The 19,038-nt window shown below is 70.4% G+C and carries 20 protein-coding genes and 1 riboswitch; of the genes, 8 read left to right on the top strand and 12 right to left on the bottom strand.

The annotated features are described in order from the left end of the window. Positions 1 to 286 precede the first annotated feature (286 nt). The gene (locus ACIA8N_RS18345) at positions 287 to 1,669 is read left to right on the top strand and encodes a serine hydrolase domain-containing protein (RefSeq protein ID WP_365776640.1); all 1,383 of its coding nucleotides are present in this window, start codon (positions 287 to 289) and stop codon (positions 1,667 to 1,669) included. Positions 1,670 to 1,798: 129 nt separating this feature from the next. On the opposite strand, the gene ACIA8N_RS18340 is transcribed toward ACIA8N_RS18345, so the two are convergent. The 3 genes from ACIA8N_RS18340 to ACIA8N_RS18330 all read right to left on the bottom strand — a co-directional run bounded on the left by ACIA8N_RS18340 (position 1,799) and on the right by ACIA8N_RS18330 (position 3,775). Beyond that, the gene (locus ACIA8N_RS18340) at positions 1,799 to 2,251 is read right to left on the bottom strand and encodes a GNAT family N-acetyltransferase (protein WP_365776638.1); all 453 of its coding nucleotides are present in this window, start codon (positions 2,249 to 2,251) and stop codon (positions 1,799 to 1,801) included. A gap of 58 nt (positions 2,252 to 2,309) precedes the next feature. Next, entirely contained in the window at positions 2,310 to 2,768 is a 459-nt protein-coding gene (locus ACIA8N_RS18335) for a MarR family transcriptional regulator (protein WP_365776636.1), read from the bottom strand. A 146-nt stretch (positions 2,769 to 2,914) separates the two neighbouring features. Continuing rightward, a complete protein-coding gene (locus tag ACIA8N_RS18330; RefSeq protein ID WP_365776634.1) occupies positions 2,915 to 3,775 on the bottom strand; it encodes a GNAT family N-acetyltransferase in 861 nt (286 codons plus the stop codon). Positions 3,776 to 3,874: 99 nt separating this feature from the next. Between ACIA8N_RS18330 and ACIA8N_RS18325 the strand changes: the two genes are divergently transcribed. Together ACIA8N_RS18325 and ACIA8N_RS18320 are read left to right on the top strand one after the other, a co-directional pair. Beyond that, positions 3,875 to 4,528 carry a haloacid dehalogenase-like hydrolase gene (locus ACIA8N_RS18325; protein ID WP_365777615.1) on the top strand — a complete coding sequence of 218 codons (654 nt, stop codon included), beginning with the start codon at positions 3,875 to 3,877 and terminating at the stop codon, positions 4,526 to 4,528. 109 nt (positions 4,529 to 4,637) lie between these two features. Continuing rightward, entirely contained in the window at positions 4,638 to 5,969 is a 1,332-nt protein-coding gene (locus tag ACIA8N_RS18320) for a globin domain-containing protein (RefSeq protein WP_399416734.1), read from the top strand. On the opposite strand, the gene ACIA8N_RS18315 is transcribed toward ACIA8N_RS18320, so the two are convergent. The 5 genes from ACIA8N_RS18315 to ACIA8N_RS18295 all read right to left on the bottom strand — a co-directional run bounded on the left by ACIA8N_RS18315 (position 5,912) and on the right by ACIA8N_RS18295 (position 9,578). Then, entirely contained in the window at positions 5,912 to 6,391 is a 480-nt protein-coding gene (locus ACIA8N_RS18315; protein ID WP_365776630.1) for an NUDIX hydrolase, read from the bottom strand. The two genes, ACIA8N_RS18320 and ACIA8N_RS18315, sit on opposite strands and share 58 nt — an antisense overlap. Before the next feature lie 35 nt (positions 6,392 to 6,426). Then, a complete protein-coding gene (locus ACIA8N_RS18310; RefSeq protein WP_365776628.1) occupies positions 6,427 to 7,323 on the bottom strand; it encodes a LysR family transcriptional regulator in 897 nt (298 codons plus the stop codon). Between the two features lie 237 nt (positions 7,324 to 7,560). Next, the gene (locus tag ACIA8N_RS18305; RefSeq protein ID WP_365776626.1) at positions 7,561 to 8,700 is read right to left on the bottom strand and encodes a cystathionine gamma-lyase; all 1,140 of its coding nucleotides are present in this window, start codon (positions 8,698 to 8,700) and stop codon (positions 7,561 to 7,563) included. Further along, positions 8,697 to 9,188, bottom strand: a complete 492-nt coding sequence (locus ACIA8N_RS18300; RefSeq protein ID WP_365776624.1) for a low molecular weight protein-tyrosine-phosphatase — start codon at positions 9,186 to 9,188, stop codon at positions 8,697 to 8,699. Before ACIA8N_RS18300 ends, ACIA8N_RS18305 begins: the two co-directional genes overlap by 4 nt. 9 nt (positions 9,189 to 9,197) lie before the next feature. Beyond that, a complete protein-coding gene (locus ACIA8N_RS18295) occupies positions 9,198 to 9,578 on the bottom strand; it encodes a phage holin family protein (RefSeq protein WP_365776622.1) in 381 nt (126 codons plus the stop codon). A gap of 50 nt (positions 9,579 to 9,628) precedes the next feature. Here ACIA8N_RS18295 and ACIA8N_RS18290 point away from each other — a divergent pair, with 50 nt between their 5' ends. From ACIA8N_RS18290 to ACIA8N_RS18275, 4 genes are all read left to right on the top strand, one after another. After that, positions 9,629 to 9,946: a cupin domain-containing protein gene (locus ACIA8N_RS18290; RefSeq protein WP_030204915.1), complete on the top strand. Its 318-nt coding sequence runs from the start codon at positions 9,629 to 9,631 to the stop codon at positions 9,944 to 9,946. Positions 9,947 to 10,103: 157 nt separating this feature from the next. Then, on the top strand, positions 10,104 to 10,322 hold the full coding sequence (locus tag ACIA8N_RS18285; protein ID WP_365776619.1) for a DUF5326 family protein: 219 nt from the start codon (positions 10,104 to 10,106) through the stop codon (positions 10,320 to 10,322). Positions 10,323 to 10,559: 237 nt separating this feature from the next. Further along, entirely contained in the window at positions 10,560 to 11,330 is a 771-nt protein-coding gene (locus ACIA8N_RS18280) for a helix-turn-helix domain-containing protein (protein ID WP_365776617.1), read from the top strand. 138 nt (positions 11,331 to 11,468) lie between these two features. After that, positions 11,469 to 11,909: an SsgA family sporulation/cell division regulator gene (locus ACIA8N_RS18275; RefSeq protein WP_030204907.1), complete on the top strand. Its 441-nt coding sequence runs from the start codon at positions 11,469 to 11,471 to the stop codon at positions 11,907 to 11,909. A 17-nt stretch (positions 11,910 to 11,926) separates the two neighbouring features. Here the strand turns inward: ACIA8N_RS18275 and ACIA8N_RS18270 are convergent, their stop codons facing one another. Next, a complete protein-coding gene (locus tag ACIA8N_RS18270; protein ID WP_365776615.1) occupies positions 11,927 to 13,285 on the bottom strand; it encodes a YibE/F family protein in 1,359 nt (452 codons plus the stop codon). Between the two features lie 71 nt (positions 13,286 to 13,356). Then, a riboswitch (TPP riboswitch) is annotated at positions 13,357 to 13,491 on the top strand. On the opposite strand from ACIA8N_RS18270, the gene thiC reads away from it, so the two are divergent. Further along, entirely contained in the window at positions 13,485 to 15,272 is a 1,788-nt protein-coding gene (gene thiC, locus ACIA8N_RS18265; RefSeq protein WP_365776613.1) for a phosphomethylpyrimidine synthase ThiC, read from the top strand. (Overlaps the previous riboswitch by 7 nt.) A gap of 57 nt (positions 15,273 to 15,329) precedes the next feature. Here the strand turns inward: thiC and ACIA8N_RS18260 are convergent, their stop codons facing one another. The 3 genes from ACIA8N_RS18260 to ACIA8N_RS18250 form a co-directional block, all read right to left on the bottom strand. Then, positions 15,330 to 15,986 (bottom strand): hypothetical protein, encoded by a 657-nt coding sequence (locus ACIA8N_RS18260; RefSeq protein WP_365776611.1) that lies wholly within the window; start codon positions 15,984 to 15,986, stop codon positions 15,330 to 15,332. A gap of 161 nt (positions 15,987 to 16,147) precedes the next feature. Beyond that, positions 16,148 to 17,527, bottom strand: a complete 1,380-nt coding sequence (locus tag ACIA8N_RS18255) for a metallophosphoesterase (RefSeq protein WP_399416658.1) — start codon at positions 17,525 to 17,527, stop codon at positions 16,148 to 16,150. Between the two features lie 272 nt (positions 17,528 to 17,799). Beyond that, a complete protein-coding gene (locus ACIA8N_RS18250) occupies positions 17,800 to 18,906 on the bottom strand; it encodes a LacI family DNA-binding transcriptional regulator (protein ID WP_365776609.1) in 1,107 nt (368 codons plus the stop codon). Between the last annotated feature and the right edge of the window lie 132 nt (positions 18,907 to 19,038).

Raw genomic sequence — 19,038 nt, 5'->3', positions numbered from 1 at the left:
CAGCCCCGCAGGTCAGAGCCGCACCACCTGGCAACTGGAATGCGACAGGACAGCGCAGTTCAGCGGGTCGCGCCGTCGCCATCAGTCGGCGGCGCCTTCGATTTCCGACACGGAGCTGAGACACCGAGCGTCCGACACGGCGTGAGACAGCGGACGAACCCGCAGGTCATGGGGCCGACATCCGACACGGGCCACGAGACCCCGCATTCCTGCCCCGCCCAGTCGTCGGGCCGTCCGTGGGAAAAGCGGGAAGCTTCGCGGAGGACCATCGAGTTGGATGGCCCTCATGACGACATCTTTCGAAGCCCTGTTGCCCGGCACCGAGCGGGCTCTGCTGCACCGCGTCGCGGTCGCCCAGTCCGAGGGGCGGTCGCCTTCCTTCGTGGGGGCGGTGGTGCGCGACGGAGCGCTGGTGTGGAGCGGTTCGCGCAGTTGCGTGGACGGGCACGCGCCGGACGCCGACACACAGTTCAGGATCGGCTCTCTCACCAAGGTGTTCACCGCCGTGCTGGTGATGCGGCTGCGGGACGAGGGGCTCCTCGGTCTTGACGACCCGCTGGAGCGGCACCTCAAGGGCACGGGCGCGGGGGAGGTGACGATCGCTCAACTCCTCACTCACAGCGGTGGTCTCGTGGCCGAGGCGCCCGGCGTCTGGTGGGAACGTTCGTCCGCCTTGCTGCGGCCGGAGCTCTCCGACGTACTGGGGGAGCAGCCCTTCCTCCAGACTCCCGGGCGTCGGCACCACTACTCCAACCCCGGTTACACCCTGCTGGGTTCGCTGGTCGAGACCGTGCGAGGTGTGTCCTGGGAAGAGGCGCTGCGACGCGAGATCCTGGAGCCCCTGGGGATGGGCCGTACGACGGTCGATCCGGTCGCCCCGCACGCCGGCGGCTGGGCGGTGCATCCCTGGGCCGACGTGATGCTGCCCGAGCCGTCCGAGTCGCTGGGGCTGATGGCACCGGCGGGGCAGCTCTGGTCGACGGCGGCGGATCTCGCCCGGTTCGCCGCGTTCCTGGCGGCCGGAGACGAGCGCGTGCTCGCCGTGGCCTCCGTGGAGGAGATGCGGGCTCCGGCTTCCCCGGCAGGGGAGGGGGACTGGGAGGGGAGCTATGGGCTCGGCCTCCAGCTGCTGCGCAAGGACGGCCGGACCCTGATCGGTCACACCGGCTCGCTGCCCGGCTTCGTCGCCGCCCTGTGGGTGAGCGTGGAGGACGGTCTTGCGGCGATCGCCCTCGCCAATGCCACTTCAGGGCCGCTGACGTCGGTCGTGGCCGCCGATCTCGTGCGGATCGTGGCGGAGGCGGAGCCGAGGTTCCCGGAGCCCTGGCGCCCGCTTCCGGAGGCCGAGGTCGACGAGGAGCTCCTCGCCCTGACCGGTACCTGGTACTGGGGTACGTATGGCTACGGGCTCCGGCTCGGATCCGAGCGGGGCGTGGTGCTGGAACCTCTGACGGGAGTCGGCCGGCGGGCCCGTTTCCGGGCGCTCCCCGACGGTGGCTGGGTCGGGCTGAACGGCTACTACGCGGGGGAGACGCTCCGGGTGGTCCGGCGCCCCGACGGCAGTGTGAGCCATCTCGACCTCGGCTCTTTCGTCTTCACGCGGGAGCCGTACGCGCCGGCGGACGCGGTGCCTGGTGGGGTGGACGAGGCAGGCTGGCGCGGTCTCTGAGCCGCTCTTGGGTGTTTCACGTGAAACGCGTGACCGGCGCGCCGGGGCCTGTGTCCCGGCGCGTGGCCGCCCCGTCCCGCGTCCGCCCTGTCCGAGGCGCCCGCCCCGCGCCCGCCTCGCTCCCCCGCCTCAGAGGTTCATCTTGAAGCCCAGGTGGGAGGCCTCGAAGCCAAGTCGCTCGTAGAAGCGGTGGGCGTCGGTACGGGTGGCGTCGGAGGTCAGCTGTACCAGTTGGCAGTTCTGGCGCCGGGACTCCGCGACGGCCCACTCGATGAACTGGGTTCCGAGACCGCTGCCGCGCTCATCGGCGTGGATGCGGACGCCCTCGATGACCGAGCGTGTGGCGCCCCTGCGGGAGAGTCCGGGAATGATCGTCAGCTGGAGGGTGCCGACGACCTTGTCCTCGCGGACGGCGACCACGACCTGCTGGTTGGGGTCGCTCGCGAGGCGCTCGAAGGCGGCGAGATACGGGCCGAGGTCGTCCGGGGACTCGCGCTGCGCGCCCAGGGGGTCGTCCGCGAGCATCGCGACGATGGCTTCGAGGTCACCCGTGGTGGCGGGGCGGATTTCAAGATCGCTCATGCCCGGCAGGGTACGCGGGTGCGCTCAAGAGGCCACCCGCGTCCGTTCCGGTCGCCGGTCAGGCGGGAACGCTCACGCCTTCCACGACCTGGACCAGCGGGGCCAGCTCCGGGTTCTTCGCGGCCTCGTCCAGGGCCTCGCGCAGCGCGGTGTCGTTGGTGGGGCGGGCCTCTTCCAGGAGCTTCTGGCCTGCCTCGGTGACATCGGTGTAGATGCCGCGACGGTCGGTGGCGCAGAGGTACCGGGTGAGCAGACCGCGGTCTTCGAGCCGGGTGACGAGCCGGGTGGTGGCGCTCTGGCTGAGCACGACGGCGTCGGCCACCTGCTTCATCTGAAGGTGGCCGCCGGGGCCGCTGTGCTGGCGGCTGAGGACGTCGAGGAGCGAGTACTCCCGAACGCTCAGACCGTGACGAGCCTCCAGCGCACGCTCGATGTGGGACTCGATCCTGCCGTGCAGCAGAGAGAGGGCGCACCAGCGCTGGGAGAGCGCGGTGAGTGCGGGGTCCGTCGCGGTCATGGTCTCTCCTCGATCTCTCCTCGGCACCGGAGTGGCTCTCGGCCCCAGGGTAGACGATGCGACGCAATAATGCGCGTGTGCAAGTAAATCGGGCTCTCGCTCTCCGTTGCCTCTCGCTCTCCGGGAGGCCCCCGGATGTGCCGGGGTTACCCGGCCGCGACCGTCAGAGGGGCGAAGCGGCGTCGCCAGTCGCCGGGAAGGTCGGGGAGGGAGCGGACCATCAGTGAGGTGGTGGCGATCGAGTCGATGCCGTTCTCCTTCGCCCACCGCAGCAGGGCGGTGTGCCGCACGTCGATGTCCGTCCGCAGCGGACGGTCACTGGCCGCTGCCAGCGAGGCGAAGAGGGCCTGAGCCGTGGGGGTGTCCCGGGCGACCAGCGGTCCGATGACATGCGTGTCCATGTTGGGCCAGGCCGCCGCGAAGCCCGTGATCTCGCCGTCCTCCTCCGCGACCCGGAGATGGTCCGCGAACGCGGGGAGCCGGGTGATCATGTGGGTGCGGTCGAGGCCGAAGATCTCGTGGTCCAGGCGCAGGACCGCCTGGAGGTCGTCCGCCGTCGCCGGGCGCACCGGAACGGCGGGGGCGGGCGTGCTGAAGGTGAAGTGCCCCCGCACCATCTCCGCCCGGGTCGTCTCCGTGAAGCCCAGCTGTTCGTACAGGGGCTGCCCGTTCGCCGTGGCGTACAGGGTGAGCGGTGTGTCCCCGGCTTCCTCGACGACGTGCTGCATGAGATGCCGTCCCACCCCTTGGCGTGCGTACCGCTCGGCGACGAGCACCATGCCGATCGCGGCGAGCCCCGGGCCGTACGACGTGACCACGGAGCAGGCGGCCAGCCCGGTTCCGGAGGGGTCGTCGATGCCGTAGCCGGTCCCGGCGGTGAGCAGCAGGCCCCATTTGTACTCCTCGCGGTACCAGCCCCGGTTCTCGGAGAGGTCGGCGCAGGCGAGGAGGTCGTCCGAGGTGAGACGCCGGATGGGGAGCTGTGCGAGGGGGGAGGAGATCGGCATGCTGTCAGGCTCTCCGACGCGGTGATCGTCCGTCCACCGCTTTACCGGATCTGGCCGATACCCGAGAGGGCGTTGCTTCCACCCCCTGGCATGGGGACGATGTTTCACGTGAAACCGCGTAGACAGCGACTGCACCTCTTCGATCTCGACGGCACCCTGATCCGGGGATCGGCGGCAGCCGTCGAGATCTCCCGGCAGCTGGACCTCGTGGACGAGATCGCCGCCCTGGAAGAGGGCTTCCTGCGGGGGCTCAGCCCGGACGAGTTCGCCGTCCAGGCCCGCGAGCTGTGGACCGCGCTCACCCTGGATCATGTCGCGGCCGCCTTCGAGGGGGCGCCGTGGCTGGCCGGCATTCACGAGGTCTGGGCCGACATCAGGGCTCGGGGTGACCGCTGTGCGGTGATCTCGCTCTCTCCCGACTTCTTCGTCGAGCGTCTTCTCGACTGGGGTGCCGACGCGGCACACGGTTCACGCTGGCCGTCGGTTCCTTTCACCGAGCCCATCCACCGGCCCGGCATCCTCGACGCGAGGGCGAAGGTACGGATCGCGGGGCGACTCTGTGCGGACTTCGGGGTGGATCCGGCCGACTGTGTCGCGTACGGGGACTCGATGTCCGACGCGGAGCTCTTCGCGATCGTGCCCGACAGCGTGGCCGTGAACGCGGACCACCATCTCGCCGGGCTCTCCCGTCACAGTTACACCGGCGGAGATCTCCGCGAGGCCTACGCCCTGGTCCAAAACCGCGCAGCTTAGCCAGAAACCCGGCCCTATGGCCCGAGAACGCCGCTTTCCGTCCGAAGCGGTGATCGGAGGGGTCATCCTGCGACCACGGAAGCCGGCCAGCGCGAGGGCGAGGCACATGATGGATGCTCCGACCACCACGAAGGCAGCGGAGGACGCGGACGGCCGCGAGCCGGGGGCGACGGACACGTACGACACCCGGGTGCCGGGCGGGAAGCACCTTCCGTCGGCGGGTGAGAAGAAGTCCGCGACGGCGGACGAGAACGAGCCTCGAATATCCGAGGGAGGGTCCGCCGACGCGGTGCTCGTGCGCCGCACCCTGGCGGAGATCGCCCCGGTCGCCGACCGGGTGACCTCGTACTTCTACGCGCTGCTCTTCATCCGGAACCCCGAGCTGCGCGAGATGTTCCCGGTGGCCATGGACACCCAGCGGGACCGGCTTCTGAAGGCCCTCCTCACCGCGGCGGAGCACATGGACGACACACCGGTGCTCACCTCGTACCTGGAGAACCTCGGCAGAGGGCACCGCAAGTACGGCACCCACTCCGCCCACTATCCGGCCGTGGGCGAGGCGCTCATCGGGGCGCTCGTCCGGTACGCGACGGCGACCTGGGACGAGGAGACCGAGGCGGCCTGGGTCCGTACGTACACGACGATCTCCCAGATCATGATCGACGCGGCGGCGGCGGACGAACGCTCGGCGCCTGCCTGGTGGCAGGCCGAGGTGGTCTCGCACGATCTGCGGACCCCGGACGTCGCCGTCGTCACGCTCCGGCCCGACCAGCCGTATCCCTTTCTCGCGGGGCAGTACACGACGCTCGAGACCCCGTGGTGGCCGCGGATCTGGCGCCACTACTCCTTCGCGTCGGCGCCCCGGCCCGACGGACTGCTCTCCCTCCACGTCAAGGCGGTTCCAGCGGGGTGGGTGTCCAACGCGCTGGTCCATCGGGCCCGCCCGGGTGACGTGCTGCGGCTCGGCCCGCCGGCCGGCTCCATGACGGTCGACCACGCCACGGACACCGGCCTGCTCTGTGTGGGCGGCGGCACCGGAATCGCGCCGATCAAGGCCCTGGTGGAGGACGTCGCCGAGCACGGGGACCGACGCCCGGTGGACGTCTTCTACGGAGCGCGCAGCGGGCACGACCTCTACGACATCGACACGATGCTGCGGCTTCAGAAGACCTTCCCCTGGCTCTCCGTCCACCCGGTCACCGAGGAGCAGGGGAAGCTTCCGGAGGCCGTCTGCCGCTTCGGTCCCTGGGGCGAACGCGACGCCTACCTCTCCGGCCCGCTCGGCATGGTCCGCCGCGGGGTGGACGCGCTCCGGGGAGCGGGTGTCCCCGCGGAGCGCATCCGGCACGACTTCCTGTCGGAGCTCGCCCCGACGCCCTCGGATCAGCCCAGGTCGGGGGCGTGCATGGCGCGGACGCCCTCGATGTTGCCGTCGAGGTAGTGGCGCAGGGAGAGCGGAACGAGGTGCACGGCGGCGATCCCCACCCGGCTGAAGGGCACCCGGACGATCTCGTACTCGCCGACCGGGTCGTCCATCTCGGGGCCGTGCCGCAGCGAGGTGTCCATGGAGCCGAGCCGGCACACGAAGAAGTGCTGGACCTTCACCCCGGAGACCCCGCCGTCGACGATGTGCTCGACGGTGTCGACGAAGCAGGGCACCACGTCGGTGATCTTGGCGCCGAGTTCCTCGTGCACCTCGCGGTGCAGGGCCTCGACGACGGTGGCGTCAGAGGGTTCCACGCCGCCACCGGGCGTGAGCCAGTAGGGATCCATCCCCGGCTTGGTGCGCTTGATGAGGATCAGGTCGTCCCCGTCGAGCAGGATGGCGCGTGCGGTGCGTTTGATCACGGGCCGTTCGTTCATGGGAAGAAAATGGCCCGTCCGAGGTGTCCTGAAACTCACCAGGGCGCGGCGGCCCGCAGCAGTTCCTCGTGAGCCCGCGCGATGGGCGACAGCGCCAGCGTGCCGGTGCGTACGACGAGGAAGTAGGTCCGCAGCGGAGGGACCGGCGGGTCGAGCAGTGCCACGAGCCGGCCTTGGGCGAGGGCCTCCTCGCAGAGGTAGCGGGGCAGGACGGCGAGCCCGGCGCCGGAGGCGGCGGATTCCCGTACGGCGCGCAGGTCGGGGGCGATCACCGTGGCGGCGACCGCTGGCTCGGTCTCGAAGACGCTCGCCCAGTAGCGGGCGACGAACGGCAGCGACTCGTGCACCTCGACCACCGGGAGCTGCTTGAGGACCACCGCGCCCTTGCGGAGGAGAATCTCGGGGGAGAGCCGGGCCGCCCAGCGCGGTGCCGCGACCAGGACGTGTTCCTCGTCGCAGAGCGGGGTGGCGACGAGCAGGCCGCCTCGGGGACGGGCGGTGGCGACGGCCAGATCGTGATGGCCCGCGGCGAGGCCGTCGAGGATCTCCTCCGTGTTGCCGAGGAACGACGCCCGTACGGCGAGCCCCTGGCCGACCAGGGGGGTCAGGGCCGGCAGGACGCGAAGAGCGGTGAACTCGGGGGGCCCGGCGACATGGAGGGTACGGAGACCGCTCTCCTCGTCGAGGCCGGTCTCGGCGATCTCGACGAGGGCGTCCAGATGGGGGGCGGCTCGGTGGGCGAGCTCGTCGCCGATGCTCGTCGGGGTGACCCCGCGGGCCTGTCTGAGGAAGAGGGGCCGCCCGAGTTGTCGTTCGAGGGTCCGGATCTGGCTGGTGACGGCGGGCTGGGAGAGGCCGAGGAGCGCGGCGGCGCGGGTGAAGGAGCCGGCCCGGTGCACCGTGACGAACGTGCGCAGCAGGGCAAGATCCATGCCCGCCCCCTCCCGGCCGTGCGGCCGTCCGGCTCAGGCGGTCGGCTGACTGCGCCTCAGGACCGTCCAACTATAAATAAGTCGATAGGTCGCTGTCGCTACCGTGATTGGACACTGACGCTCAGTCAACTAGCCTTGTTCAGGCGGTCTCCGCGCGTGGAACCGGGGGCGCTCCGAGCCACGAGGGGGGAGGCTCGGAGCGCCCCTTTCCGCGTGCACGCGGCGGTGGCGCCGGCCTCAGCCGGCGGATCCGGCCTCGTCGAGGGCCCGCAGCACGTCGGCGATCAGGTCCTCGGGGTCCTCGGCGCCGACCGAGAACCGGATGAATCCCTCGGCGACCGCGTCCCCGCCCCAGCGCCCACGCCGCTCCGCCGTGGAGCGCACACCGCCGAAACTGGTGGCGTCGTCCACGAGCCGCAGCTCTTCGAGGAACCGCTCGGCCCGCTTCCGGTCCACCAGCTCGAAGGAGACCACCGGCCCGAAGCGCCGCATCTGCCGGGCGGCCACCGCGTGCGAGGGGTCGTCGGGCAGTCCCGGATAGCGCAGCCCGGTCACGTCCGCGCGTCCGGCGAGCGTCCGCGCGAGCGTGAGGGCGGTGGAGCACTGCCGGTCGATACGCAGCTGGAGCGTGGCGAGCGAGCGGTGGGCGAGCCATGCCTCCATGGGCCCGGGGATGGCTCCGACGACCTTGCGCCAGCGCCGTACCTCCGCGGCCCGCTGGGGATCGCGGCAGCTGACGTGGCCGAGCAGGATGTCCCCGTGCCCGGTCATGCCCTTGGTGTCGCTGGCGACGGAGAAGTCCGCGCCCAGTTCGAGGGGGCGCTGGCCGAGGGGGGTGGAGAGGGTGTTGTCGACGGCCACGAGCGCCCCCGCCGCATGCGCCTCGCGCACCAGGCGCCGGATGTCGCAGACGTCGAGCCCGGGGTTGGACGGGGTCTCGATCCACAGGAGGCGGGCCCCGTCGAGGACGGCGAGCTGGCCGTCGTCGGCGGTCGGCGCGGTGCGGACCTCGATGCCGTACGCGCGCAGCTGCTCGTGGAGCAGGGGCAGGGCCTGGTAGCCGTCGGCGGGCAGCACGACCGCGTCGCCCGCCTTCAGCTGGGAGAGGAGGACGGCGGAGATCGCGGCCATGCCCGAGGCGAAGACCAGCGTCTCGACGTCCTGCTCCCCCGGCGCCTCCAGCTCGCCGATGGCCCGTTCCAGGTGGGTCCAGGTGGGGTTCTCGTCGCGGCCGTACGTGTACGGGCCCGTCGGTTCGCCCGGCAGGTGGAAGTGCGCGGCGAAGACCGGCCCCGGCAGGGTCGGCTCGTACTTCACGGGTTCGGGAAGTCCCGCCCGTACGGCGCGCGTGCCGTCTCCGTATGACTCGTCGGTCACGGTGTCCGCTCCTCGATCTCAAGGCGTACGGCCGTGAGCAGTCCCTCGCCTGCGGCCTTCACCATCTCCAGGCACTCGTCGAAGCCCTCGCGGCCCCCGTAGTAAGGGTCGGGGACGTCGAGCCGGTCCCCCGCGGCGGGGTCGTAGGAGCGCAGGAGCCGTATCCGCGCCGCCTCCTCGGGCGTGCGGGCGAGCTCGCGCAGCTCCCGCAGGTGCCCCTCGTCCAGTGCGATCACCAGGTCGAGATCGGAGAACCAGGAGGCCCGGAACCGGCGCGCGACGTGTGCGGAGGTGTAGCCGTTCTCGTCGAGGACGGCGACGGTGCGCGGGTCGGCGCCGTCCCCCTCGTGCCAGCCGCCGGTGCCGGCGCTGTCGACCTCCACCGCCGCGCCGAGGCCGGCGTCCTCCAGCTGGCTGCGGAAGACGTGCTCGGCCATCGGCGAGCGGCAGATGTTGCCCGTGCAGACGAAGCAGACGCGGTAGGTCATGGTCCCCACTCAGTCGTTGTCGGGGAGCACGACGTTCAGGGCCCACGACACGACGGAGATGATCAGGCCGCCCAGGACGGCGGTCCAGAAGCCCTCGACGTGGAAGCTGAGGTCGAACAGGTCGGCAAGCCAGGACGTGAGGAGCAGCATCAAGGCGTTGATCACGAGGGTGATCAGACCGAGCGTCAGGATGAAGAGCGGAAGCGCCAGCAGTTTGACGATCGGCTTGACCAGGAAGTTCACCAGTCCGAAGACCAGGGCGACGAGAATGAGGGTCAGGGCCTTCTCGCCGGTGCTCTCACCGGTCAGGCTGATGTCCGGTGAGAGCAACCAGACGGCGACTCCCAGGGCGCCCGCGTTGGCGAGCGTCTTGACTACGAAATTCATCATGTGTCTGATCGTGGCAGACATGATCGGACAGAGGCAGGGGCGGACGGGCGATGAAGGCATTCCGACTGGACGAACTCGAGGCGGAGCGCGCCGCGAACAAGGGCGCGTACCTCCAGTTCCTGCGGGAGCGGAACATGTCGGTGGGCCTGTACGCGCTGGACGCGGGGGAGCTCGACCCGCAGCAGCCGCACCGCCAGGACGAGGTGTACTTCGTGGTGAGCGGCCGGGCGGCGATCACGGTCGGGACGGAGACGACGCAGGTGGCGCGCGGCAGCGTCGTCTACGTGCCGGCGGGGGTGGAGCACAAGTTCCACCACATCAGCGAGGACCTGCGCGTGATGGTGGTCTTCTCGCCGCCCGAGAGCTGAGCGCCGCGGGCCGGGCCTGGTCCGCGTCGACCCCCTAGGGGTCGGATCAGGGGAGAGCGGGGGCCGTGGGGCCCCTGTGGGCCTCTTCGGGCCCCTAGCCTTGAAGTTGTTCGGCGCGGAGTGCGCGGAACGGATCTTCGAGAGCGAGGTAGGGACGATGGCCGTACGAGAGATTCTCGCGGGGATGCCCTGGTGGGTGAAGTGGGTCGCCATACCGGCGCTCGCCCTGCTCGTCTTCGGCGGACTGATCACCAGCGTCCTGGCCTTCGTGGTCGGGCTGCTCTTCAAGGTGCTGCTCTTCGTGGCCCTCGTCGCCGGACTGATCTACGTCGTGCGGAAGTTCAGCTCCTCCGACCGTCCTCGCGAGGACTGGTAGCACAAGCTACTGATCGGTATGAGGCCCATGGAGGCTATTAGCCCGCCTGGGGGAACGCGCCCGGCTAATCAGGGCGCGCGCCCTGGACCTGCCACTAGAGTGGAATCTCTCCGCCGCGTTGGGGACTACAGGCGTAGACCTCCGTACTGACCAGCGGTTTCCCAGGCCTGGCGGGCGCGCGGGGGCGGCCCCCGCGGGCGGGTGCAGTGCATCCGTCGTCACGCCTGGGGGTGACCTTTGGCCACGGCTACGCAGACGGCTGCGCCTACCCTGATCGGCTCGGTGCAGCGGGCGCTGAGACTCCTGGAGGCCGTGTCCTCCCACGCGGACGGCGCTCCCGCCAAACAGCTCGCCCGTGAGACGGGCCTTCCGCTGCCCACCACGTACCACCTGCTCCGCACCCTGACGCACGAGGGCTATCTGCGCCGTGAGAAGGGTGTGTTCGTGCTGGGTGAAGCCGCCGTCCGACTGGCCGGCGGCGAAGCTGTGCAGAATCGTCGCATCAAGATCGAAGACTCTCTTGCCCGCTGGCGGGACGAGATCGGTGTGCCGGTCTATTTCGCCCTCTACCGCGAGGGGGAGATCGAGCTCGTCGCCGTCGCCGACACCCCTTCCGCCCCCGCCGTGGAGGAATGGGCCGACTTCCGGCAGACCGCCCACGCCCACGCGATCGGGCAGTGTCTGCTGAGTCAACTCGATCCGAAATCCCGTCAAGACCACCTCGACCGTCATCCGGTGGAAGCGATCACGCCGTTCACCGTGCGTAATCGCCGTACGCTTTTGGAGCGTTTGGACGGTTTGGGGCGAATGGAGCCCCTGGTCGAGCGTCAGGAATATGCGCTCGGCACGGTCTGTGCCGCGATCCCCATCACCGCGGGCTCCGCAGCGGGTGCAATGGCCATTTCCCTCCCCCTCCACCAGGAAGAACGGTTGCTCCCGGCAGTCGAGCGACTACGCACAGAGATCGGAAGGCTCTTCAGCTCGCTCGCTTTCTCTATCAGTATCTGAAAAATCACTCCTTGTGATCTGCTAGCGCTTACAGCACGATTGCGTCAAGAGGGCCACGGGGGATCATTCCTGGCCGTTTCGGTCACAGCTTTCAGCAGCTGTGTTCACACAACTGCTTCATCTACTGCGGGGTACACGATGCGAGAGTCCGTTCAGGCCGAAGTCCTGATGAGCTTCCTCGTCTCCGAGGAGCTCTCCTTCAGGATCCCGGTCGAACTGCGGTATGAGTCCCGGGATCCCTACGCGGTGCGGATGACCTTCCACCTCCCCGGAGACGCGCCGGTCACCTGGGCGTTCGGCAGGGAGCTGCTGCTCGACGGAATCAACCGGCCGAGCGGGGACGGCGATGTGCACATCGCCCCGACCGAGCCGGAGGGTCTCTCGGACGTCTCCATCCGACTCCAGGTCGGCGGCGACCGTGCCCTCTTCCGGGCGAGCGCACCCCCGCTGGTCGCCTTCCTGGACCGCACGGACAAACTGGTCCCGCTCGGTCAGGAACGGACACTCGGCGACTTCGAAGACCACCTGGAGGCCGCACTGGGCCGGATTCTGGCCGAGGAGAACGCGGGCCCGGCCTGACGCGCCGGGCCCCTACGTCACTTGGCGCGGCGCCGACGCCCGCCCCGTACCGCCGCGGGTCGCTGTCCTTCGGACGCCGGCCGGTCGGCGGAGACCACCAGTGCCGCGAGTGCCGTGGTGACCGGCACGGAGGCGACCAGACCGATCGACCCGACCAGGGTGCGCACGATCTCCTCGGCGACGAGTTCGCTGTTGGCCACCGTCCCCATGCTGCTCTGAGCGATGGAGAAGAGCAGCAGCAGCGGGAGGGCGGCACCCGCGTAGGCGAGCACCAGGGTGTTCACGACCGAGGCGATGTGGTCGCGTCCGATGCGGATGGCGGCCCGGTAGAGCCCGCGCGGCCCCATGCCCGGATCGGCCTGGTGCAGCTCCCAGACCGCTGAGGTCTGGGTGACCGTCACGTCGTCGAGGACACCGAGCGAGCCGATGATGATTCCGGCCAGAAGCAGGCCCGACATGTCGATGCTCGGGTACAGGCCGTGGATCAGGCCGGTGTTGTCGTCGGTGTTGCCGCTCAGCGACGCCCAGTCGATGAAGACCGAGCCGAGCAGTCCGATCAGCAGCAGGGAGATCAGCGTCCCCAGCACCGCCACCGAGGTGCGCGCCGAGAGGCCATGGCACATGTAGAGCGCGATCAGCATGATCGCGCTCGACCCGACGATCGCCACGACCAGCGGATTCGACCCCTGCAGGATCGCGGGCAGGATGAAGAACGTGAGCACGAGGAAGCTCGCGACGAGGGCGATCAGCGCCATCACGCCCCGCATCCGGCCGACGAGCACGACGACGAGGGCGAAGATGCCTGCGAGCACCGCCAGCGGGATCTTGCGGTTCACATCGGTCACCGAGTACTGGAGGTCACGCGGCGCGTCGGGAGCGTACGCGACCACCACCCCCTGGCCCTCGTCCAGTTGGCGCGGTGCGTCCGGCTGCACGATCTCGGTGAACCTGCGCCCCTTCTCCGGGCCGCTGGTGACCTCGATGGTCGCCTTCTCGCACTGTCCCTGCTGGGCGTTGACCGCCTCGCGCCCCTGAGGGGTGGAGGTGTCGCCGGTCGGCGGGACCTGCGCGGCGTTCACGTCCGCGCAGTCGACCTGCTCGACGGCGACGACCTTGCCCTGCTCGGTCTGCCGGTCGAAGCCGACCCCGGTGCGCTCATGGGGCGGGGCGCCACCGGGCCACAGCACCATGAGCCCCACCACGACGGCTGTGGCGAAGGGGATCAGGACCGCGGCGATGACCTTGCGCAGATGCCGGGACACCGGTGCGGCGGGCCCGTGGTTGTGGCTGTGGCCGTGCCCCTGGGCGTGGCCGTGGGAAGGGCCTGGACCGTGGTCGTGGCCGTGCGGCTCGGGAGTCTGCTGGGGGGAAGTCACCGACCGATCATCGCAAGAACGGCGGGGGCCCACTGTTCAGCACGCCAGGGATGACGCTAGCGTGGTGGCACCTTTGCACACGCGGGAGCTCGGAGCACCGGGCTGAGAGGGCGCTGATCACCGTACGCACGTACGGGAGGAGGCTGCGCCGACCGCCGAACCTGTTACCGGGTAATGCCGGCGTAGGGAGATCGGTCTCATGACCATTCAGGATGCACGCACGCCTGCCTCCGACCAGGACGGCACCTCTGTCGACGGTGAGCGCACACCGGGCTGGCACAAGGGGTACGTCCAGGGCTCGCGGCCCGACCTCCGGGTGCCGGTCCGTCAGGTACACCTCACCAACGGCAAGGACGTCACGCTGTACGACACGTCCGGCCCGTACACCGACCCCACCGTCGACACCGACGTACGGCGGGGCCTCCCGCCGCTGCGCGAGAACTGGATCATCGGCCGCGGCGACACGGAGGAGTACGCGGGCCGCCCGGCCCGTCCCGAGGACGACGGCATCAAGCACACCTCGCCGCGCGGCGGCGGGCTGAAGAACCTCGACGCCGTCTTCCCCGGCCGTCCGCGCCTGCCGCGCCGCGGCCGCGACGGCCAGGCGGTGACCCAGCTCGCGTACGCCCGCCGGGGGGAGATCACCCCGGAGATGGAGTACGTCGCCATCCGCGAGAACGTCTCCCCCGAGGTCGTACGGGAGGAGATCGCCGCAGGTCGCGCGGTGCTGCCGGCGAACGTCAACCACCCGGAGATCGAGCCGATGATCATCGGCAAGCGGTTCCTGGTGAAGGTCAACGCCAACATCGGCAACTCCGCCGTCACCTCCTCCATCGAGGAGGAGGTGGAGAAGATGACCTGGGCGACCAAGTGGGGCGCCGACACGGTCATGGACCTGTCCACCGGCCGCAACATCCACACCACCCGCGAGTGGGTGCTGCGCAACTCCCCCGTCCCGATCGGCACCGTGCCGCTCTACCAGGCCCTGGAGAAGGTCGACGGCAGGGCCGAGGACCTGACCTGGGAGATCTACAAGGACACGGTCATCGAGCAGGCCGAGCAGGGCGTGGACTACATGACCGTGCACGCCGGCGTACTCCTGCCGTACGTGCCGCTCACCGCGCGCCGCAAGACCGGCATCGTCTCGCGCGGCGGCTCGATCATGGCCGCGTGGTGTCTCGCGCACCACAAGGAGAACTTCCTCTACACGAACTTCGAGGAGCTCTGCGAGATCCTCGCGACGTACGACGTCACGTACTCGCTCGGCGACGGCCTGCGTCCCGGCTCGATCGCGGACGCCAACGACGAGGCCCAGTTCGCGGAGCTGCGCACGCTCGGCGAGCTGAACACGATCGCCAAGCGCCACAACGTCCAGACGATGATCGAGGGCCCCGGGCACGTCCCGATGCACAAGATCAAGGAGAACATCGACCTCCAGCAGGAGATCTGCGAGGAGGCGCCGTTCTATACCCTCGGCCCGCTGACCACGGACGTCGCGCCCGCGTACGACCACATCACCTCCGGCATCGGCGCGGCGATGATCGCCTGGTGGGGCACGGCCATGCTCTGCTACGTCACGCCCAAGGAGCACCTCGGGCTGCCGAACCGGGACGACGTGAAGACGGGCGTCATCACGTACAAGATCGCGGCCCACGCGGCCGACCTCGCCAAGGGACACCCGGGCGCGCAGGAGTGGGACGACGCGCTCTCGGACGCGCGGTTCGAGTTCCGCTGGGAGGACCAGTTCAACCTGGCGCTCGACCCGGTCACCGCCCGCGAGTTCCACGACGAGACGCTGCCCGCGGAGCCCGCGAAGACCGCGCACTTCTGCTCGATGTGCGGTCCGAAGTTCTGCTCGATGAAGATCTCGCAGGACATCCGTCGTGAACACGGCGGTACGCAGCAGGAGATCGAGGCCGGCATGGCGGAGAAGTCCAAGGAGTTCGCCGAGAGCGGCAACCGCGTCTACCTGCCGCTGGCGGACTGACCCCCACCGGCGCTCGGCCGGCCCGCGACCCCGGGGGAGTCGCGGGCCGGCGGTGCGTCACGGCTGGGGCGTCGGCGGTGGGCCCGCGGGGGGCGCGGTGGCCGCGAGGGCGTCGCGCAGGAAGGGGAGGATCCCGCGTTCGAGAAGGGCGCGGCGCCAGGCCTCCCGGGCGCGGGACAGTTCGTCGTCCGGCGCGGACCCCGTGTGCACGGCGGCCGGACTGTTCCGCAGGGCCGTCATGAGGAGTCCGACGGCCGCGCCGAGCAGCCCGGCCGCGGCCACGGCGCCGAAGACCAGACCGGCCGTGAGGAGCGTCGCCCCGAACACCAGGGTGGGGGCGAGCGCGCGCAGGACCGCGCCGACCAGCAGGAAGATGACGGCGGCCGTGCCCGCGAGAACGGGCACCATGACGGTGAGGATCGCGACGACGCCCGGGCCGGGGCCGGGGCGGTCGGAGTTCTCCGCGGGTCGGGCCCCGAGGGTCGCGCGGTGCTGTTCGCGGACCTTCACGAAGTGGTCGTACTCGCTCGCCGCCGCGCTGGTGACCAGTGTCGTCGCGTTCAGCGTCATGGCGCGCAGCTGCGCGAGCGTGAGACGCGTGCCGGCTCCGGCGAGATCCGGACGTGCGTGGGCGGTGCTCAGTGCGTCGTCGAGGACCCGCTCGTACTCGGCGCGGTCCTCGGTCAGCAGGTGCGGAGCCACGTTCATGTGCATCCCCCGATGCTCCGTAGGCCCTGATCTGCCGTGGCAAACGGTCGGTTGGGCGGAAACGGAGGAGAGCCTGCTACGGATGGACCCCGATGGTATTGCGGTCGTGCCACGCGCTGACAGGGTGTTTCCGGAATTCGCCTTCCCCGGATGCGCAGCGTTATGCGTCAGCCGTTCAGGGGGAGTTGGACGACCAGCAGCTTTCCGGCCATGGTCACTCCGCCGTCCATGGCGATCGCCAGACCGTCCGCGTACACGTGCGGTCCGTCGACGACCGGGCCCGCGCTGTCCTCGCCCTCCTCCGCGCCGACCTGGCCGAGGAGGTACGGGATGGGGCTGTGGCCGTGCACGATCCGGTGGCCGCCGTAGGTGGAGAGCAGCTCCTGGACGGCCTGCGGGCCGCCCTCGTCCCGGAAGGCGAAGCGCTTGGTGAACTTGCGGAAGACGTCCCAGACCTCGTCGGCGTCGTTCCGGTTGAGGATCTCGTGGACCGTGTCGTTGACGTCCTCGATGGTCGCGCCGTAGTCGAGGTACGCGGTGGTGTCGGAGTGCACGAGGAGGTGGTCGTCCTCCCGGACGACGGCGTCGAGCCGGGACATCCACTGGAGGTGGACGTCCTGGAGGCGGTCCATGTCGTGCTTCTGGCCGCCGTTGAGCAGCCAGGCGGCCTGGAAGGTGGCGGTTCCCGCCCCGGAGTTGACCGGGGTGTCGCCGAAGCGCTTGGCGCCGATGAGCAGCAGCTCGTGGTTGCCCATGAGGGCCTTGCAGTAGCCGCCGGCGGCGGCGGCCTCGGCGGACAGCCGCATGACGAGGTCGATGACGCCGATGCCATCGGGGCCCCGGTCGGTGAAGTCGCCGAGGAACCAGAGGCGGGCGTTGCCCGCGGCCCAGCCGCCGTTCTCGTCGATGAGCCCCTGGGCGCGCAGGGCGGCGACGAGTTCGTCGAGGTAGCCGTGGACGTCGCCGACGACGTAGAGCGGGCCGGGTCCCTCGCCGCTCGCGGCGGCGGGCTCGGCCGCGGTGGCGGGTTCGGGGGTGACCGGGACCTGGACGGTGTCGCCGCGCTTGATGACCGGGAGGTCGCGCTCGGTCGGGGTGTACCCGTCCGGCATCCCGGCGCCGGGGAAGGCGTTGCCGGGGTGGCCGGTGGCGACGGAGACGATGGAGGAGCCGGCCGCCGCGGGGTACGCGGGGCTGGGACGGTGTCCCAGGTGGAGCGTCGGCTCGGCGGGCATGGGCGCGGTGGGCGCGGGCGGGCCCGCGGGCACGGCGGGTGCGGCCTGCGGCGGCACGGGCGCGGCGGCTGTCGCGGGTGCGGCGGGTGCCGCGGGTGCGACAGGGGCGGCAGGTGCCGTTCGCGGTGGTGCGGGAGCGGGTGGGTGCTCGGTCGGCGCGGGCACCGGCAGAGGCTCCGTGGACGTCGGTTCTGTGGCATGGCCCTGCTCGGTGGCATGGCCCTGTACGGGCACGCGGGCGTACGGCGGTACGCGGAAGTCACGCAATGTCGCCGTGCGCACCACGGGCTCCTGCCCGGCCCCCTGAGTCATGGACCCCTCCACCACCGTCGCGATGCCCTGCACATCGCGGACCGGCCTGGTCGGGGAGGTCCGCGGTGTCGTGCGCCCATCATAGGAATGAGGGTCCGCCTGTGTGACGCACCAGGGGTGGTGAATCCGGGTCCACTCCGGGTTCACCGGTTGTTTCGCCCGAATTGAGAAGGTCGAGTCCAGGGTTGAGGCCGGTTCGGTGGCTGGTTTCGCCGTCCTCGCCCACGGGCAGGGGCGGGGACGGCGGAACCGGTGAGGCGTGTCGGGCGGGATCAGTCCTTCGCGGGTTGGCGCGGTGGGCTGACCGTCGTGCGGGGCGGACGGCGCTGCGAGGAGGTGCGGATGATGAGTTCGGTCGGTATCACCTGCTCGACCGGGCCGTCGGTGTCGATCCCCTCGATGGCGTCGATGAGGAGCTGGACGACGGCCGTGCCGATCCGGCGCGGTTTGAGCGAGAGCGTCGTGATGGGCGGTTCGGTGGTGGCGTAGACGGTCGACTCGCTGCAGCAGACCAGCAGCAGGTCGTCCGGGACGCGCAGTCCGTAGCGGCGCGCGGCCGCGAGGAGGTCGGTTCCGTTGGGGTCGAAGAGGCCGTACACGGCGTCGGGCCGGTCCGGTCGGGCGAGCAGCCGGTCGGCCGCGACGGCGCCCGCGCACGGGTCGTGCGCCGGGTAGGCCTCGTAGACGGGGTCCTGGCCCACGCGTTCGCACCAGTTCAGGTACGCGGTGGTGGACAGGCGGGTGTAGGTGTCGGTGGTGGTTCCGGTGAGGAGGCCGATGCGGCGGGCGCCGGCGGCGGCGAGGTGGTCGAGCAGGTCGAGAACGGCGGCTTCGTGGTCGTTGTCGACCCAGGCGGTGACCGGAAGGGTGCCGGCGGGACGCCCGTCGGAGACGACGGGCAGGCCCTGGCGGACCAGTTCGGTGACGACCGGGTCGTGGTCGGAGGGGTCGATGACGACGGTGCCGTCGAGGGCGACGTTCGACCAGACGTCATGTCGGGAGGTGGCGGGGAGGATGACCAGGGCGTAGCCCCGCGCGAGCGCCGCCGATGTGGCTGCTCTGGCCATCTCCGCGAAATACGCGAATTCGGTGAAGGTGAAAGGTTCATCCCCGTACGTGGTCACGGTCAGGCCGATGAGTCCCGACTTCCCGGTGCGGAGCGTCCGGGCCGCCGCGGATGGGCGGTAGCCCAGCCGGTCGGCGACCTCGCGAACGTGACGTCGGGTGGCGTCGGGGAGTCGGCCCTTGCCGTTGAGCGCGTCGGAGACAGTCGTGATGGAGACCCCGGCGGCGGCGGCCACGTCCCGGATGCCTGCCCGGCCCTGCCGGCTTCCCCGGGTCTGTGCCCGGCTCACCTGGTGCTTCCCTGCTGCTGTCATGGCGAGCCGATAGTAGGGCGATGAGGGGCGGTCGAGACGGTCGCATATGCAGGCGTTGACAGGCACGTTTCTGCATGGCAACTCAGGCTCAATGGCCGGTGAATCCAAGGCAGTTAAGGCTTTCGGCATGGG

It is taken from the genome of Streptomyces sp. NPDC051822 (assembly GCF_044452745.1).
In the GTDB taxonomy this organism is placed as follows: Bacteria; Actinomycetota; Actinomycetes; order Streptomycetales; family Streptomycetaceae; genus Streptomyces.
The sequence above is the reverse complement of the archived record's forward strand: the minus strand, read 5'-3'. Positions and strand labels throughout refer to the sequence as shown.

Bases quoted from the DNA above. Each gene is read 5' to 3' on its own strand.
- ACIA8N_RS18345 (WP_365776640.1), top strand. From the start codon at position 287: ATGACGACATCTTTCGAAGCCCTGTTGCCCGGCACCGAGCGGGCTCTG.
- ACIA8N_RS18340 (WP_365776638.1), bottom strand. From the start codon at position 2,251: ATGAGCGATCTTGAAATCCGCCCCGCCACCACGGGTGACCTCGAAGCC.
- ACIA8N_RS18335 (WP_365776636.1), bottom strand. From the start codon at position 2,768: ATGACCGCGACGGACCCCGCACTCACCGCGCTCTCCCAGCGCTGGTGC.
- ACIA8N_RS18330 (WP_365776634.1), bottom strand. From the start codon at position 3,775: ATGCCGATCTCCTCCCCCCTCGCACAGCTCCCCATCCGGCGTCTCACC.
- ACIA8N_RS18325 (WP_365777615.1), top strand. From the start codon at position 3,875: ATGTTTCACGTGAAACCGCGTAGACAGCGACTGCACCTCTTCGATCTC.
- ACIA8N_RS18320 (WP_399416734.1), top strand. From the start codon at position 4,638: ATGGATGCTCCGACCACCACGAAGGCAGCGGAGGACGCGGACGGCCGC.
- ACIA8N_RS18315 (WP_365776630.1), bottom strand. From the start codon at position 6,391: ATGAACGAACGGCCCGTGATCAAACGCACCGCACGCGCCATCCTGCTC.
- ACIA8N_RS18310 (WP_365776628.1), bottom strand. From the start codon at position 7,323: ATGGATCTTGCCCTGCTGCGCACGTTCGTCACGGTGCACCGGGCCGGC.
- ACIA8N_RS18300 (WP_365776624.1), bottom strand. From the start codon at position 9,188: ATGACCTACCGCGTCTGCTTCGTCTGCACGGGCAACATCTGCCGCTCG.
- ACIA8N_RS18295 (WP_365776622.1), bottom strand. From the start codon at position 9,578: ATGATGAATTTCGTAGTCAAGACGCTCGCCAACGCGGGCGCCCTGGGA.
- ACIA8N_RS18290 (WP_030204915.1), top strand. From the start codon at position 9,629: ATGAAGGCATTCCGACTGGACGAACTCGAGGCGGAGCGCGCCGCGAAC.
- ACIA8N_RS18285 (WP_365776619.1), top strand. From the start codon at position 10,104: ATGGCCGTACGAGAGATTCTCGCGGGGATGCCCTGGTGGGTGAAGTGG.
- ACIA8N_RS18275 (WP_030204907.1), top strand. From the start codon at position 11,469: ATGCGAGAGTCCGTTCAGGCCGAAGTCCTGATGAGCTTCCTCGTCTCC.
- thiC (WP_365776613.1), top strand. From the start codon at position 13,485: ATGACCATTCAGGATGCACGCACGCCTGCCTCCGACCAGGACGGCACC.
- ACIA8N_RS18260 (WP_365776611.1), bottom strand. From the start codon at position 15,986: ATGCACATGAACGTGGCTCCGCACCTGCTGACCGAGGACCGCGCCGAG.
- ACIA8N_RS18255 (WP_399416658.1), bottom strand. From the start codon at position 17,527: ATGACTCAGGGGGCCGGGCAGGAGCCCGTGGTGCGCACGGCGACATTG.
- ACIA8N_RS18250 (WP_365776609.1), bottom strand. From the start codon at position 18,906: ATGACAGCAGCAGGGAAGCACCAGGTGAGCCGGGCACAGACCCGGGGA.